Annotated in this window: 14 protein-coding genes; all 14 read right to left on the bottom strand. The window is 45.4% G+C overall.

The features are described from left to right. Nucleotides 1-319: 319 nt before the first annotated feature. The 14 genes from H6629_22695 to lpdA all read right to left on the bottom strand — a co-directional run bounded on the left by H6629_22695 (nt 320) and on the right by lpdA (nt 17620). Nucleotides 320-1543, bottom strand: coding sequence for an alpha/beta fold hydrolase (locus tag H6629_22695; GenBank protein MCB9070594.1), 1224 nt, complete (start codon nt 1541-1543; stop codon nt 320-322). 71 nt (nt 1544-1614) lie between these two features. Further along, nucleotides 1615-2670 carry a hypothetical protein gene (locus tag H6629_22690; GenBank protein ID MCB9070593.1) on the bottom strand — a complete coding sequence of 352 codons (1056 nt, stop codon included), beginning with the start codon at nt 2668-2670 and terminating at the stop codon, nt 1615-1617. Next, on the bottom strand, nt 2670-3101 hold the full coding sequence (locus H6629_22685; protein MCB9070592.1) for a DUF3341 domain-containing protein: 432 nt from the start codon (nt 3099-3101) through the stop codon (nt 2670-2672). The genes H6629_22690 and H6629_22685 overlap by 1 nt, the downstream gene beginning before the upstream one ends. Further along, nucleotides 3101-4456: a polysulfide reductase NrfD gene (gene nrfD / locus H6629_22680; GenBank protein MCB9070591.1), complete on the bottom strand. Its 1356-nt coding sequence runs from the start codon at nt 4454-4456 to the stop codon at nt 3101-3103. The genes H6629_22685 and nrfD overlap by 1 nt, the downstream gene beginning before the upstream one ends. Then, nucleotides 4453-7302, bottom strand: coding sequence for a molybdopterin-dependent oxidoreductase (locus H6629_22675; protein MCB9070590.1), 2850 nt, complete (start codon nt 7300-7302; stop codon nt 4453-4455). The genes nrfD and H6629_22675 overlap by 4 nt, the downstream gene beginning before the upstream one ends. Before the next feature lie 29 nt (nt 7303-7331). Continuing rightward, complete coding sequence (locus H6629_22670; GenBank protein MCB9070589.1) at nt 7332-7913, bottom strand: cytochrome c3 family protein; 582 nt, start codon at nt 7911-7913, stop codon at nt 7332-7334. 40 nt (nt 7914-7953) lie between these two features. Beyond that, on the bottom strand, nt 7954-9255 hold the full coding sequence (locus H6629_22665; GenBank protein ID MCB9070588.1) for a hypothetical protein: 1302 nt from the start codon (nt 9253-9255) through the stop codon (nt 7954-7956). A gap of 255 nt (nt 9256-9510) precedes the next feature. Beyond that, nucleotides 9511-10893 (bottom strand): NAD(P)(+) transhydrogenase (Re/Si-specific) subunit beta, encoded by a 1383-nt coding sequence (locus H6629_22660; GenBank protein ID MCB9070587.1) that lies wholly within the window; start codon nt 10891-10893, stop codon nt 9511-9513. A gap of 3 nt (nt 10894-10896) precedes the next feature. Further along, entirely contained in the window at nt 10897-11208 is a 312-nt protein-coding gene (locus H6629_22655; GenBank protein MCB9070586.1) for an NAD(P) transhydrogenase subunit alpha, read from the bottom strand. A 52-nt stretch (nt 11209-11260) separates the two neighbouring features. Further along, a complete protein-coding gene (locus tag H6629_22650) occupies nt 11261-12412 on the bottom strand; it encodes a Re/Si-specific NAD(P)(+) transhydrogenase subunit alpha (GenBank protein MCB9070585.1) in 1152 nt (383 codons plus the stop codon). A gap of 278 nt (nt 12413-12690) precedes the next feature. After that, the gene (gene lipA, locus H6629_22645; protein ID MCB9070584.1) at nt 12691-13584 is read right to left on the bottom strand and encodes a lipoyl synthase; all 894 of its coding nucleotides are present in this window, start codon (nt 13582-13584) and stop codon (nt 12691-12693) included. Nucleotides 13585-13638: 54 nt separating this feature from the next. Beyond that, a complete protein-coding gene (gene sucB, locus H6629_22640; GenBank protein ID MCB9070583.1) occupies nt 13639-15375 on the bottom strand; it encodes a 2-oxoglutarate dehydrogenase, E2 component, dihydrolipoamide succinyltransferase in 1737 nt (578 codons plus the stop codon). Beyond that, entirely contained in the window at nt 15372-16163 is a 792-nt protein-coding gene (gene lipB / locus H6629_22635) for a lipoyl(octanoyl) transferase LipB (protein ID MCB9070582.1), read from the bottom strand. The genes sucB and lipB overlap by 4 nt, the downstream gene beginning before the upstream one ends. A 65-nt stretch (nt 16164-16228) precedes the next feature. Beyond that, nucleotides 16229-17620, bottom strand: coding sequence for a dihydrolipoyl dehydrogenase (gene lpdA / locus H6629_22630; GenBank protein ID MCB9070581.1), 1392 nt, complete (start codon nt 17618-17620; stop codon nt 16229-16231). Nucleotides 17621-17628 lie beyond the last annotated feature (8 nt).

Here is a 17628-nt window from a genome sequence, read left to right as displayed (position 1 = left end):
ACGTATATGCTAATAAAGGGATTGCAGCGATTTACAGATTGCCAAATGTCATCTACACAATTATTAATATCCTGACTAACGGGATTGTAAAACAGATGTTGTTTGATGTCTTATTTCAATAATTACAATACTTTAGAACAGCATTACGTTAGATTTTTGGTTAAAAAAATTCCCCAACATTTTAACTCCGGTCAATTAAAACGGTTGGGGAACATAAACATATTAATGACAGCTTATTATCTGTTAATATTGAACTTAGCAATTCTATATTAATGGTTTTCGCAAAATTTAAATTCGTTGCGCAAAAATGTGCAAATTGTCAATCGACGGACTTCAATTTGCTGCGAACCAGCGTTTCGCCATGCAGGCTGCGGTGAACCGGACACCGATCGGCAATTTCGAATAACCGCGCGCGTTGCTCCTCACTCAAATCACCAATAATTTCGAGCTCGCGGTCAAAGATATCCACTTTTCCGGTTTCGCTGTGGCATTCATCGCAATCTTTTGCATCAACTTTGCGATGGTTGATCCGCACAGTGATAGATTCCATCGGCCATTCTTTGCGATCCGCATACATTCGCACTGTAATTGTTGTGCAGGCACCCAACGCAGCGGAAAGCAAATCGTATGGAGCAGCACCCAAATTCGTGCCACCCAGTTTTTCCGGTTCATCAGCAACTATCGGGTGTCCATTTGCCAAAATTTCAGTGTAATAGTGGTCACGCCCGGTTCGTACAACCACGGTACCGCGTTCTTCGCCGAGCAACTCTACAGTATGCTCTAATGTGATATAGCGTTTCGCCCAAGCAGTGATCACATCACCAACATAGCAGGAATCTTCTTCTTTAGTTAATAAATGATCCGCATTGCTCAATGTTATAAAGCTTTTGGGGTGTTTGGCTGTTTCGTAAATATGTCGTGCATTTTCGATACCGACAGTATTATCCATCGGCGAATGAAAAATCAGCAGTGCTTTTTTGAGCTTTGCAATTTTTTCTTTCATTCGGGTAGTTTCCAGATCGTCAAGAAATTGCTTTTTTATCTTGAATTGACGTCCGGCAAGTTCAACCTCGGCTTCGCCGGATGCTTCGATTGTTTCCCGAGCATCATTGAGCAATTGCAAAACATGGGCAGGATCGCACGGTGCACCAATGGTTACAACCGCTTTGCAGGATGGGATTTCGGCAGCGGCTTGCAACACGGCAGCACCACCGAGTGAGTGCCCGATCAGAATTTGCGGACCTTCGTACTCTTTTGCAAGAAATTCGGCTGCGCTCAACAAATCATCAATATTTGATGAGAAATTGGTGTTGGCAAAATCGCCTTCGCTTTCCCCCAACCCGGTAAAATCGAAGCGCAAAACCGCAATCCCCTGCGCTGTTAACGCACGATTAATATTGCGAACGGCATTCAAATTTTTGGAACAGGTAAAACAATGTGCAAATAACGCGTATGCACCAGGTTTCCGGGTTACCGGAAAATCCAGCCGTGCCGCCAGTTGCTGGCCTTTGGCATTCGTAAAAACAAGTTTTTCGGATCGCATTTTTCCTCCAAATTAAAAAAAGCCCGACCACAGGTGATCGGGCTTAATTTAAACACATAATCTATTGTAAATTAAGAGTTTACAGACTGAGGCAATGGATCGTTCTGGTTTTTGATTACCCAGTAAAAGACACCGCTCATTATCAAAAATTCCACCAGTGTAATAACAGGATTCAGATCAGCGTGTGGTGCCAACATAAACACACGTTCCAGTAAAATTCCGGACCACACAAGAAACCCGATTCCCATTACAAATTTGGGGTTACTTTTGTTGCTGCGGAATAATAAAGTGATGAACGGGATCACAAACATGATCACAATCACCATATACAGCAATCCGGAAAACATATCCAAACGTTGTTTGATGAAAGCAACTTCTTCGGGGATATTGCCATACCAAATCACAATATATTGTGAGAAGAACTGATATGCCCAAAAAACACTGAATCCGAAAAACAGGGTCATCATATCCATTTGAGATTTTTTAAATGATTTTTCGGAATAATTTTCAATAAAATGTTGATATTTAAAGAAAGTGAATACAGCTGCCAAAGCCAGTCCAGAGTAGAATGCTTCCACAAAGAAATATGCGCCAAACAACGTGCTAATCCACGGGTATTGTAAAGACATCACCCAATCAAACGCATAAATGGTTTGACCGATCACAAAAGTAAACACCCAAGCTAAAGCCCATGGAGTGCGTCCTTTGCCATTTGTTAACGATGTTTTGGCAAATTTATTGGATACCAGCCATGCCAGTAACAATAGAACAACATTCCGAATACCGAAGAACTCGGGATTCAGCCATGCGGTTTGGTGTCCGTGCATCCAATTGACAAATATCTCTTCAAAACTGCCATTTGACATACTGATTCCGAAAAAAATTGCAAAGGCAATTGCCAAGAACAGATTCATGTGCCGCATTGAGAACATCACAGATTTGTAAGGATGATGCCATTTTGCACTAACAATATCCGCTGCTGCCATAATCGTAATGGGGCCTTGGGATACTGCCACAAAAAACATCAAACAATAGAGCAGGGAACCACCGTGAGTAAAAAATTCAAAGACCCCGAGGGCAACCGCACCTAAAACAAATGCCAGTAATACTTTTGAATTCATGCCCACTACTTATCCTCATTTAGAATTATTACGTATTCATTTCCATAATTGTCGGGAGTCAGCATTTTGCTGAATCGCGGCAAACGCCCCATCAAAAGCAATCCTGCAAAGGAAGCCAACGCACCCAACAAAATTGTTAATTCGAATGCGATGACGGTATATGCCGGGATGGATGCGAATGGCTTACCACCGGTCACGAGTTGCCAGTCATAAGATGTCCAGATCGTAAGCGCGTATCCGCTTAGGCAACCTGTTAAACCACCGGCGAGCGTGAAAAATTTCAATTTGCTAGGCTTCCAATAATGCTCAACCAGATGTTCAATATCGTGATCCGGGTGAGGCATCACCAAACTCATTTGCTTTGGTGTTAACCCTTTTTTCAGCAGCTCTTCCAGTTTGCTCAGAAATTCCGATTTGTCTTTAAATTTAAATTCCATTATTCGACCTCCTCCTTCAATTCTGTGACAGGAAGAACAGGTATGGTTTTAGTGAACATCAGGAACCACATAAAAAACCAGCCAAAGCTACCGATAGTGATTCCCCATTCAATCATAGAGGGAGAGTATATTCCAAAATTATAAGGATCAAAATCTTTTGCCAACGAAATAACGATGATGTTGAATCGCTCGAACCACATACCAATATTAATTGGTATTGATAAGATCCAGAGATAGATTAAGCTACGGCGCAAGCGCGTTACAAACAAGCTAAGCGGCGAAATAACGTTACACAATATCATTGTCCAGTATGCCCATGCATAGTCGCCGGTAAGTCGATACACAAATTGTTCATACTCGAAAACGTTGCCGCTGTAAATTGCTAAGGCCAATTCCACAATATATGCATATGAAACAATCAAACCGGTTAGCATGAGTAATTTTGCCAGTTTCTCAAAATCATCAACCGTAATATATTTTTCAAGGCTGAAAATTTTACGCATTGGAACCATCAGGGTGATTACCATCGCACACCCGGAAAAGATTGCACCGGCAACAAAATACGGTGCAAAAATTGTGGTGTGCCAACCGTAAACAACGCCCATCGCAAAGTCCCAGGACACGACGGAGTGAACTGAAAGCACCAGTGGCGTAGCAAGTGCTGCAAGAAATTTGTAAAGCTGATTGTAATGTTTCCACTCATTATAAGTGCCTGTCCAACCGAGCGAGAAAATGCCATAAAGTTTTTTCTGAATGACACCGGATTTTATTCGGCGGGCAATTGCCAAATCCGGCACTAACCCGATATACCAGAAAACTACCGACACCGTCAAATAAGTGCTAACTGCGAACACGTCCCAAACCAACGGTGATTTAAAGTTAACCCAAAGGTAGCGCTGGTTGGGATATGGAAACAGCCAATACCCGAACCAAACCCGTCCAAGGTGGATTAGCGGAAAAAGCCCTGCAGTTAACACTGCAAATACGGTCATGGCTTCTGCTGTTCGATTGAAACGATTCCGAAATTTAGCCCGGAACAAAAAGAGAATTGCAGAAATCAATGTTCCGGAGTGTGCAATACCGACCCAAAACACAAAGTCTGTAATATAAACACCCCAACCCACCGGATTCATAATCCCGGCTTCCCCAAGACCATTGCTGATCTGAATCGCCCAACAAACGGCTCCGATACCCACGCAGGTAAGTGCAATCAATAATGCCAGCCAGAACAGCGGTTTGGGCTTGCCGATTGCGGCAAAAACATCCCGTTCCATCTGCTCCTTGTAGTTGAATGCGTAATATTCTTGCTCGCGAGTGCCGCTGGCATCACCCGGAGCATTTACATAAGAACTCATGCTTGTTCCTCCTTGCGCAAGTAGTGCACTGCGGGACCAACGCCCAATACTTCCAGCACACGGAACTTTCGATTGGATTGCGATTTTTTGTAAACCATTGCGTTTTCATCTTTCATATTACCAAACGTGATGGCATCTGTCGGACAGGCATCCTGGCAGGCGGTGCGAATTTCACCGTCGCGAACGGTCCGGCCTTCATCTTTTGCACGATCTTTTCCACGGCGAATCCGTTGAACACAGAACGTGCATTTTTCCATAACCCCTTTCGGGCGAACCCAAACATCCGGGTTTACCATTCGGGTCATCGGCTCTGCCCATGCACCTTGATCAGTCCAATCGAACCAATTAAAGCGACGAACTTTATACGGGCAGTTGTTGTGGCAATAGCGGGTACCCACGCAGCGGTTATAAACCATCACGTTCAACCCTTCTTCGTTATGATAGGTTGCATATACAGGGCAGACGTTTTCACAGGGTGCATAATCGCACTGCTGGCACATCATAACCAATGTATCCATTGAGCCGTCTTCAAAATAATACGGCTGGATACGCAACCAGGACATTTCGCGTCCTTTGAGATGCTCGCTCTCGCCAACTACCGGAATGTTGTTTTCGATATAACATGCGGCAACACATGCAGAACAGCCGATGCAGGATTCCATGTCAACTGAAATTCCCCATCGATAGGTCGGATAATACTCATTCATATCCGGATAGAGCGTTTCATCGCCTTTCAACCATGGAATTTCATGAGGATGTTCTTCCCGAACAATATTTCTGTGACCTTGCTCCATGGAACCTGCCATGATCGACAGTGACCGTTTGGTGCCGGCATTACTGATCTGAACGCCATCAAGCCGGGAAATGCATTCACCTGTTTCGGTATCAAAGGTGAGCATGTCTGCTCCAACCTGATCGCGCTGCAATGTGAACACATTTTTTTGCAATCCGGGTTGAACAAAGTTCGCAAAATCTTTGGAAGCGCCATTTGATGAAACAGTCAGGACATCGCGCATTTTGATGACCAGATCTGTATCGTGAATATTCATCTCTTCCGCATCTTCTTTCGACATCGAAATCCACTGTCCATAGCTGATTGTCGTCAGTGGATCGGGGATTTCATATGCCAGCGGCAACACGCTGCTGCGACCATCAAACGCACGAATCGAGGGCATCACATATGCAGTTGCACCACTGACCGCGCTCGCCATTTTTAAAGATGCCATCGCGGAAATCACAGCATTTCGCTGTACTGCAACAGAAACAGTGTTGGTTTTATCGTAGCTAAATCCAGCTTGCAAAACACCTTCCACATTTTCTGCGCCAAAACGGGTAGACCATCGTTGCTGAATCCAGTCTGCGTAGGTTGCTGTTGTTTCGCCGCCTTTTATTTTTTGGGAAAGCTCAAATAAGGCTTCGCCTTCGCTACGTGTATCAAACAATTTTTCTTTCAAGACCGGCTTACTAAACGCCGTTAAACCTTGTCGAACTTCGATATCCTGCCAGGTTTCGAACGTATGGGATAGCGGCAAAACGAGATCACAATTTTTGGTCGTTTCATTCATAAAATCACTGAACGCCACCCTGAAACCAGCATTTGAGATTGCTTCAGCGATTCCAGTACTTGCCGGTGCATTGCTCATTGGATCTGTATTTGAAACGAACAGCACCCCAACCTGATTTGCTTTCAATTGACGTGCGAGATTTTCAAGATCTTTGGCAGTTCCGGCGGTATTGGCAACGCTGTGAGAAAAATCGATGGTATTATTAATCATACCGGATGCAGCCTGAAGCAATGTAGCCAACAATGCAACAGATAACCCGCCCGGTTGTTCGGTAGAAACGCCACCAACAACCAATAACGGGTTACGGGCATTACGCATTGCACTAACAATTTCGTTTAGTTGATCTGCGGATAATCCGGTTTCCTGCGTTGCTTTGCCAGCATTTACCGATGGCAATTGTTCTGCAATGCCAGCCGGTAACGCATTTCCGCCGCTAAAATTACCCAACAGAAACGCCAGTAAATATCCTTCACTACCCGGCTTTACCTTTAGCGTATGATTTGCCTTGAAACCGGAAAGTGATGCATGCGGTTCGATGTGCATCCATTTCAAGTTATTATTTTTGCGGGCTTTTTCCAGTTGAACGGAATTGCTGACCGGATTGACAAATGTTTCGATCATATCGGCACCGATGGAAATCAATAAATCTGATTTATCGATCTGGTAAGCCGGGATTTCATTTCTACCGAAAACGACTTCATTCGCTTTTCGCAAATTTGCGTGGGTATATGTTTCATACGAAACATGAGCCGTTCCAGTAGCATTCATAAAATCAGAAAGCAACGCGGCGGTGGAACCGGATACTTTACCGGAGAGATAAACATTTTGTTTGCCGCTATTGTTGGACTGATTCAGTTGCTCAGCAATTACTTCATATGCTTTGGCCCAAGTTACAACTTCAAAGGCTGATCCTTGCATCCGCTCCAATTCCGTCATATTTCTTTTCTGGAGCATGGGTGTTTTCAATCGTTCCGGATGGTATAAACGCATCAGCGAAGACTGTCCGCGCAAACACAGCGCACCATCATTTAATGGATGCCCTTTAATGCCATCCAATTTTACAGCATTGAATTCTACCAAACGAACTTCGGCTCCGCAACCCGCACTACACTCAGTACAGACAGAATTGCGAAACATGGGTTCACCGGGGAGGTAATCCGGTTCCGTATGAGGAACCAGCAACGGAATAATCTTTTCGGTGCTCTTTTCCACACCACAGGATGTTAAAACCGTTGCGCTTGATGCCATCCCGATAAATTTCAAAAAATCTCTTCTCTTCATTAGAGCTATTCCTCCAGGTGGTCTCAAAATTACTTATGACAAGTCCAACAATCCTGCGGAGCATTTTCTGCTCGATGGCAAGAAACGCAAAATCCCATTCTTAATGTAGTAACCTGTTTAACTTCTTTTACAACCTGCATATTACCATGGCATTTGGCGCAAATTTCACCGTTCCCGACTTCCATACCCTTTTCGTCGGCATAATATTTCACATGCCTTTTATGAGAAAAGTAAACATGTTTGGGAACACTGTGGATTCGCTGCCAAACGATCGGTTCGTTGTTATCAAGGTAGGCTTTCAGTTTTTGCAACTCATCAGTCCTTGGTGGCAATTTTGTGTGACATTCTGCGCAGATTGATACCGCCGGAATCGTCGCGAATCGCGATTTATCCACATATTGATGGCAATGGGTGCATTGTAAACCCAAACCGGCAGCCACTTTGCCGTCGCTTAGCGTCGTTATTGCAGATCCTGCGTGAAAATCGTGAGGATAAGCAATCGGCTGCGGATCCGGTTTTTGCCATTCTACCCAAAACGTGGTCATTCCCAGAATCGCCAGTACAAAAACGCTAAACACAAGGGTTAATAATATTGGTACGACAAACCGCATATTTAACTCCTGCTATCTATGGTTTTTTTAGTGTTCATTGTTATTGATTTTTGTATTTCTCTTCGTATTCCTTCATCAAGAACATCGCAGCAGATTCCGCTTCATGAGGCTTGAGTCCCTGATTGGGCATTGCAATGTAATCCGCATTTACTTTTACAGGATTCAGAATAAACTGCTTCAATTTTTCCATATCACCTTCATATTTTGGAAGAACGGAAATATAAGGCGGTCCAACCACGCGTTGTTCAAACTGATGACAAGCGACGCATTTGGAATTGTAAATTTGCTGTCCAAGCTCAATGGATGCTTCTGCCCCACCGCGCTCTGCACGGTCATTTTCTATTTGTTGCATTTTTTCGAGATGAAGAATGTTAAGCGCGTAGTTCTGGTAGTGGAGTGAATTTTCTCTGGCAATATTGTCGTTTATCAATACGATCAGGAAAAAGAGCATAAAAAAGCCAAACACGGATTTTCCATGTTTAACCTGCGCATCACGTAGTAATGCATAAGCGTAATAACAAACGATCAACAGAACGATAACACCAATCATCCCGCTGATAAAAACACCATACGATTTCGCCATAACCGGAAGCGTAATAAAATACCAGAGCAGAAAAATTGTTGACACAATTGACATTCCGAGTGCAATTCCGCCGCCAAATTTGCGGACATAATCGCTATATTCAGTGTTCATGTCTTTTTTGCCGCCCATCCAGTTGAAGAAGAAAAACAAGATTGCTGCTCCCGTCATAGCTAAAGCCGCCATCATAAAATGGGAAAATCTTGCAACCACGATCCAGTCAAACGTTAACGGCACAACCGATTGAATAAGGCTCCATCTTTCTGGGAACAAAACTAGAGACAAAGTGCTGGAAAATATGAAAAATGTGGCTTTCAATCCGCCCAATGCAGCCAATCCCAGCAAAACATGCACTAAAAACGACTTCTCACGATTTACGAAACTTTTGCGATAGAGAAACGTTATTAATACCGCTACGGCAACATTAATTAGCAATACTAAAAAGTATTGGCTAACATTTGCAGTAGTCCCATAGAGCATTTGGCTGAAACTGATTAACATTGTTACAACAGGAAAGACACCCATAACCAAAGCAGTTGCCCAATTGCCAAAAAGCTTGTCAACCAAATCTTTGGAAAATTTTGTAAACAGGCTGTTTTCTTCGAATTTACCGCGAACGCTGAACCCCAGTGAAAACAGGGTTGTTCCAAATAAAATGCTTATATAAGGAATGAACAACAGCGACATTACGATAACAATATATTTGGCAATCTGTAAATGATCCGCTCGGGGCACGGATAGTAAAGAATCAAATAAGTTCATACAAACTGCTCCTTAAGAGTTGATTTGCCAGTAGGCATTAAAGAACATTTATATCCAAGAAAATATCAGCATTTCTTGTGAATTTTTTCCAAAAGACAATTCCAACATTAGCAATAAATTGCCATTTAGTCAAGTAATTTTTCTTCAAAATCAGGAATAATTCCTGATTTTTTTACCTGCTATGGGTAGCAAAATTGATCCCGGATATTTTCCAATATCAGATCAGGTGAGAGCTGTGACATCTATAAAGCTGACTTATGCATTTTCCTTTAAAGCACTCACTAATTCCTGAATTACTTTTTTTCCATCCCCAAACAACATTAATGCATTGTCTGCGGCAAAAAGCGGATTAGGAATTCCGGCAAAACCGGCGCTCAAACTACGTTTGATAATAACAGCAGTTCTCGCTTTATCAACATCGATAATTGGCATTCCGGCGATCGGACTTGTCGGATCTGTTTTTGCCAGCGGATTGACCACATCATTTGCGCCGAGCACAATGGCAACATCGACCTGTTGCATGGTTGGATTAATATCGTCCATCTCAACCAGCTTGTCATATGGAATATCCGCTTCAGCTAACAGCACATTCATGTGTCCGGGCATACGACCAGCAACCGGGTGAATTGCAAATTCACAGGAAATGTCTTTCGATTCAAGAAAATTGAACAGATCTCGAACGGCATGCTGAGCTTGAGCAACAGCCATACCATATCCCGGAACGACAACCACTCGACTGGCTGTCTCTAATAGCATTGCCAATTCTTCGGGAGATGTCGATTTTACTTTACCGCCGTAAATATCGTCGCCTTTGGAAACTTGGGAGACCGCACCAAAACCGCCAAACAACACATTTGTTAATGAGCGGTTCATTGCTTTGCACATGATATTTGTAAGGATCAATCCAGATGCTCCAACCAAAGATCCGGCAATAATTAACACACTATTGGAAAGCACAAAGCCGGTAGCAGCCGCAGCCAAACCGGAATACGAGTTCAACAAAGCAACAACCACAGGCATATCGGCTCCGCCGATGGCAATTACCAGCAATACGCCAAGAACGGAAGCAATTGCCACCATGATCCAATACATATTAACTGCGCTGGGATCCATAACGACGATTACGCTAAGTACTATCGATCCGACAAGTAGCAGCACTTTTACAATTTGCTCACCGGGATAACGCACCGGCTGATCCGGCACAACCACCCCTTGCAGCTTGGCAAAAGCGACCAAACTACCCCAAAAAGTAATGGCACCAATCAAACCGGATAGCATAATTGCTACCAACGATTGCAGAATTGGCGCAGCCTCCGGATTCACCAGTTCCGCACCGGCAACCAAAACCGATGCACCACCGCCAAAACCGTTAAATACAGCAACGAGTTGGGGCATAGCGGTCATTTCAATCTTAACAGCCAGCACAGCGCCAATAGCCGAACCGATCACGATGCCCGCGATAATTAATTCAAAACTCAAATTTCCTTGAGATAATGTGACCAATACTGCCAGTCCCATCCCAAAAGCGCCCAAAATATTTCCCCGAACAGCTGTACGAGGGTGTGTCAGACCTTTAAGTCCCATAATAAACAGGACCGAAGCGACAAGGTAAGTAATGTTTATAAATGCACTTGGCATGAATTAGTCCTTCTTTTTGAACATTTCCAACATTCGGTGGGTTACCATAAAACCGCCAACAACGTTTATCGTCGCAAAAACAACTGCAAGAAATCCAAGAATATTCGTCAGCGAATACCCCAGGATATATGTAGAAGCGACATCCGGATGAAGCATTACTCCGGTTGCAATGACTGCCCCAACCAAAGTAATGCCCGAAATTGCATTAGAACCGGACATCAGCGGTGTGTGTAATGTTGGTGGGACCTTTGTAATGACTTCGAATCCGACATAAATCGCCAAAACAAAAACCGTTAGAGCTGATATTAAGTCCATTTCTTTCCTACCGTATTAATCAAAATGTATACGAGGTAAATCGCTAATACTATTAAAGCTGAAGCGCTTCTTTTACCTTGTTATTTACTATTGCACCATCGCGAGTGACCATGCTTTCTGCGATAATTTCATCTTCCATGTTGATTTCCAACTCACCTTTTTTCACCAAAAGTGCAACAAAATTAGTCAGGTTTTTGGAGTAAGCCTGGCTGGCATTGTATGCCAGTTCAGATGGCAAGTTTGCTGTGCCGACAATCGTAACACCATGTTTTTCAACGACTTCGCCCGGAACTGTAATTTCGCAGTTTCCGCCACGCTCGGCAGCGAGATCGACAATCACTGATCGCGGATGCATATGTTTGACCATATCTTCCGTCACCAAAATCGGTGCTTTTTTACCGGGGATTGCAGCGGTGGTAATTACCACATCGCTTTCGGAAACAACCTTGGTCATCAGTTCACGCTGTTTGCGATAGAATTCCTCGTCCATCGCTTTGGCGTATCCGCCAGATGTTTCTGCATCGCCGGCTTCCAGTTCCATTTCAACAAATTTGGCGCCGAGGCTCAGCACCTGCTCTTTTACAGCAGGACGAATATCGTATGCATGCACAATCGCACCCAATCGCCGTGCGGTAGCAATCGCTTGCAATCCGGCAACGCCGACACCAACGATCAAAACTTTTGCAGCGACAATTGTCCCCGCGGCAGTCATCATCATCGGAAAAATTTTGGGGAGGTAGTTTGCAGCCAGCAACACAGCTTTGTAACCGGCGAGGTTCGCCATCGAAGACAGCGTATCCATACTTTGAGCGCGGGTAATACGCGGAACCAACTCTGTTGCAAATACCGTCAGCTTATGCTCTGCATACGCGCTCATTTCGGCTTTTGCGGTTAACGGTTCCTGAAACCCAATCACAATTTGACCGGGCTTGCTGCTTTTGAGATCATTCTTTCCGAATTCGGGATTCGCACCATATCCGCGCACCTGTAACAAAATATCCGCATTGGATAAAATCGCGTTGCGATCGGCGATAATTTCAGCCCCTTTGTCGCGATATTCATCGTCGGTGAAACCGGCGGCATTACCTGAACCAGCTTCAACTTCAACATCCAAACCAGATTTTTTTAGGATTGTTACACCGGCAGGAACAAGAGCTACCCGTCGTTCGTCAGGAAATGTCTCTTTCAGAACGCCTACTTTCATTTCATTCAGCCTTTTTCGTCTTTTCTGTATAACCTGTAAGAGACTAATTTATGTAATACATTTTTTTCAGAAATTATAAGCAATAGATGAATCCCAATTAAGATTGAAAATCTTAAACGGCTAAGGGAAATTTGGGGGCAAAAAACTGACTGATTTTTTGTTCGGCAGGCACAATTAACAATAATTATTCGAAATAGTCAAGAGATTAAATGGTTTTTCAGGCTGTGAAAAAGCCCTTACAAAAACTGTTTGCAAGGGCTTGATCTTTTTTTAGCAAATTAAATAACCGATGGTGTGGGCGTTCCGCAGGGACCTTGTCGCATCGTCTCAACCTGCTCTTCCGCATGGTAGGAACTGCGCACCAGCGGTCCGGATTCAACGTGTTTGATACCCAATTCCTCACCGATTTTTTTGTATTCGGCAAATTCGTCCGGGTGCACAAAACGCTCCACCGGAAGGTGCCTTTTGGTGGGTTGCAAATATTGTCCGATCGTAAAAATATCTACCTGAATTGCAGCCAGATCGCGCATCAGATCAATAATTTCCTCCCGGGTCTCACCAAGTCCAACCATGATGCCGGTTTTGGTAACCATCCCGTTATGTTTGGATTTTTCGAGCACTTCCAGCGAACGGGCGTATTTTGCCTGAGGGCGAACCCGGCGGTGCAATCGCGGAACCGTTTCCGTGTTATGCGCCAGAATATCCGGGTGCGCGTCGATCACCGTTTTCAGGGGTTCCCAAACGCCTTTAAAATCGGGAATCAGCACTTCCACCGATGTTTTGGGGGATTGCTTGCGGATTTGCAGAATGGTTTCCGCCCAAACTTCCGAACCCTGATCTTTCAGCTCATCACGGTTCACGGAGGTGATGACCACGTGATTCAAATTCATCAATCGAACAGCCTGCCCCACGCGATACGGTTCATGCCGGTCATATCCCGTCGGACGACCGGTTTTGACGGCACAAAAGCCGCAGGAGCGAGTGCAGGTATCGCCCAAAATCATCAATGTTGCGGTGCCTTTACCCCAGCATTCGCTTTGATTCGGGCAACGGGCTTCCTGGCAAACTGTGTGCAAATTGTTTTCCCGAACGAGTTCCAGCATGTCTTTGTAACTCTCGTTAACGGAAAATTTTACTTTCAGCCAATCTGGCCGGGTGCGTTTCCGCTCCATTTTGTATCCTTTTTTATTTCAAAATCAGTCGGATGAACGTGCTATCTTGAGTTGCTACAGCCAGTCTTCCTGGAAGTTTTCCAGATATTCACGAACGCGCTGCAGGAATTTGTCACCCAGTTCGCCATCGACAATCCGGTGATCGTAAGACAGCGTCATGTAACCAATCTGGCGAATCGCGATGATATCACCGTGTTCGGTTTCCAGAACAACCGGGCGTTTTTTGATGGCACCAACACCCAAAATCGCTACGTTCGGCTGGTTGATGATCGGGAAACCGATCACGTTTCCGAACACGCCGTAATTGGTAACAGTAAAGGTTGCGCCAGTTACTTCGTCGGGCTTCAGTTTGCGGTCGCGGGTGCGGATCGCCAAATCATATGCATTTCGCGCAACACCGCGAAAATTCATTTCATCTGCATTTTTGAGGACGGGCACCAGCAATCCGCGATCGGTTGCCACAGCCATCCCGATGTTCGAATAATTATATTTTACAATATTATGTCCTTCCACCGATGCGTTGATGTCCGGGAAATCGGTGAGCGCTTTGGCCACGGAATACAAAATCAGCGGGTTGACCGTCAGCTTCATTTTTTCGCGCTGTTGCCAGCTTTCGCGATTTTTGGTCACCAGCGATAGTGCGTTGGTAAAATCCACTTCTGCAACGCCGTAAACGTGCGGCGAAGTATGTTTGCTCATCACCATGTGATCGGCAATGCGTTTGCGGATATTGTCCATCGGCAGGACTTCGGCGCGTTTGCCTTCGAATTTTTGCTGAACGTCATCCAGCGACGGCATGGGTTGCTGAACGGCTGCCGGTTGCGGTGCTGCAGCCGGTTTTGCCGGGGCTGCCTTCGGCTGTGCCGCGGTTTTTTCCGGGGCGGAAGGCGCTGCCGGACGGCTTACGGTTCTGCCCGACTCAATATAATTGAGGATATCTTTTTTAGTGACACGTCCGTCCACACCGGTTCCGGAAATATTTTCCAGCTCGTCTATCGAAACACCTTCGGTGCGGGCGATGCTGCGAACCAACGGTGAGAAAAACTTCCCGCCTTTGCTCCGCGAAACATCACGCGAATCTGTCGATTGGGCAGCTTCGGTTACTGCTTCCGGGCTGGCGCCGTTGGTATCTGTCGATTTTTCCGGAGCTGGCGCGGCAGGTTTGCCTGCGCTGCCGACGGATGCACCGGAGCTGATTTTCGCAATAACACTGCCAACCTGAACGGTATCGCCTTCTTTGGCAAGAATTTCAGTAATTGTGCCTTCGTACGGGCTGGGAATTTCGGAATCCACTTTGTCCGTGGAAATTTCCAGCAGCGTTTCATCTTTTTTCACAGCATCGCCCACTTGTTTCCACCATTTTACGATGGAACCTTCGGTGATGCTTTCACCCAGTTTTGGCATCTCCACTTCGACAACCTCGCCGCCGGAAGATTTGCCGTTGCTGGAGGAATCTGTCGCTTCAACAGGCTTTTCTGCCGGTTTGGGCTTTTGGTCTTCTGCTGCTTTTTTCGGCTCTGCCGGGGCGTCGGTTTTTGCTGCCGCACCACTGGCTTCCGTATCGATAATGGCGATGACGCCATCTACTTCAACCGTATCGTTTTCCGATGCTTTTATTTCCACCAAAACCCCTTCGTAAGGGCTGGGGATTTCAGAATCCACTTTATCAGTGGAAATTTCCAGCAACGTTTCATCTTTTTTCACGAAGTCGCCCGGCTGCTTCCACCATTTTACAACGGTGCCTTCCGTGATGCTTTCGCCGAGCTTTGGCATTAGCACATCAACTTTCATTGCATGTTCTCCTGTTCTATAAAATTTGGCATTTCCTGCATGCTGCACAAACTGTCGGCAACCGCTTCCGGCGCAGTCATCACTGCATCGCTATCGACCGCAATGTTGCGGACTTCAGCAAATTCGAATAATTTGAGAAATGATGTAACCACATGTTTTTTGACATCTTGCAGCTCAACAGAATATCCAAGTTGTTGACTCAACGACGTTACGCCCATGTGGAAAATGCCGCATGGGATGATCCCGTTATAATGCGATAAATCTGGATCGATATTAAATGCAAATCCGTGCATGGTTACCCAACGCGAAATCCGGACACCCAGCGCCACTATCTTTTCATTGCGAATCCAGACACCCGTGTAGCCGTCGCTGCGCTCGCCGGTGATATCCCACAATTTCAACACATCGATAAACACTTCCTCAAGCTGGCGCATATAAAAAGATACGCTTTTTCGGTGCTGATGCAAATCGAAAATCGGATAGCCAACCAACTGTCCCGGTCCGTGATAAGTGACATCGCCGCCGCGATCAACCGGAATCACTTCGATTCCCTGTTGATTGAGAAATTGCGACGGGGCAATCACATGATTTTCCGTGCCGTTTTTCCCGATGGTGTACACCGGCGGATGTTCCACAAATATCAGCACATCGGGAATGCGCTGTTCAATCCGCAGCCGCTGCAACCGCTGCTGAAACGTCCAGACCTGACGATATCCGCAGTTGCCGAGATCGATCAGCCAGAGCGCTTTCGGTGATTGTTTTGTTTCGTTTGTGCCGGATTTTTGCATATTTGTTATATCAGAAACGCCTGTTCCGCAATTTTGGGAACAGGCGTTAAGTTCATATTTTTCAATTACAAATGAATCGGTTCGCCGAGCGCATCGTGGGTTGCTTCCGCGATAATTTCGCTGAGTGTCGGGTGCGGGTGTATGGTGTGCAACACTTCCGCATGGGTCGCTTCGATGGATTTTGCCAGCGTTACTTCCGTGATCAATTCCGTCGCTTCCGGCCCGATGATGTGGCAACCGAGAATTTCGCCATATTTGGCGTCATAAATTATTTTCACAAATCCGGTGAGTTCGCCCATTCCCTGCGCTTTGCCGTTCACGCGAACCGGGAATTTACCAATTTTCAGTTCGTATCCGGCTTCCCGCGCTTTTTTCTCGGTTAAACCGACCGAGGCAACCTGCGGCTGGCAATAAGTGCAGCCGGGAATATTATTGTAATCGATCGGAATTACCTTATGTCCGGCGAGGTGTTCCGCTGCCAGAATACCCTCTTTTGAGCCGACATGCGCCAGCCACGGCGGACCGTTGATATCGCCGATGGCGTAAATATTCGGCTGACTGGTCTGGTAATATTCGTTTACTTTGATCCAGTTTTTGTCGGTCAACTGAACGCCGGCAGCGTCCAATCCCAGATTTTCGATGTTACCCTGAACACCGATGGCCATCAACGCGTATTCTGCTTTCAGATCTTCAGACTTGCCGTCTTTGCTGACTGTCAGCGTTACGCTGGTTTTGGTTTTTTTCAAGTTTTCAACTTTGGTGCCGGTGTGAATTTTTATGCCCGCTTTTTTGAACGATTTTTCCAGTTCTTTGGATACATCTTCATCTTCGATGGGCAGAATATTCGGCAGCATTTCGATGATGCTCACTTCCGCACCGAGCGCGTTAAAAAAATACGCGAATTCAACGCCGATTGCACCGGCGCCCACAACCAAAATGGATTTGGGCATTTTTTTCATGACCATCGCTTCGCGATAGCTGAGCACGCGATCGCCATCAATTTCCAAGCCGGGAAATTGCCGTGCACGCGCGCCGGTCGCAAGAATAATGTTTTCAGCGGTGACGGTTTTGGTTTCGCCGTCGCTGTTTTTTACTTCAATCGTATGTTTATCTTTGAGGGTACCGAAACCGAGAATGGTTTCGATTTTATTTTTTTTCATCAAAAATGAAACGCCTTTTGCCTGTCGTCCGGCAACATCGCGGCTGCGTTTTACAATGCTTTCGAAATCGAACGAGTAATCGTTGACTTTTAAGCCGTAATCTTTGGCGTGTTTCATCATCTCATAAACTTCGGCACTGCGCAATAAAGCTTTGGTCGGGATACATCCCCAGTTCAGGCAAACGCCGCCAAGATCCGCTTTTTCGATAATGGCTGTTTTTTTACCCAATTGGGAAGCACGAATGGCTGCGACATATCCACCCGGGCCGGAGCCGATCACCACTACATCAAAATCCATATTCAACT

It is taken from the genome of Calditrichia bacterium, from assembly GCA_020634975.1.
Classification (GTDB): domain Bacteria; phylum Calditrichota; class Calditrichia; order RBG-13-44-9; family J075; genus JACKAQ01.
This window is presented reverse-complemented; position numbering and strand designations above follow the sequence as displayed.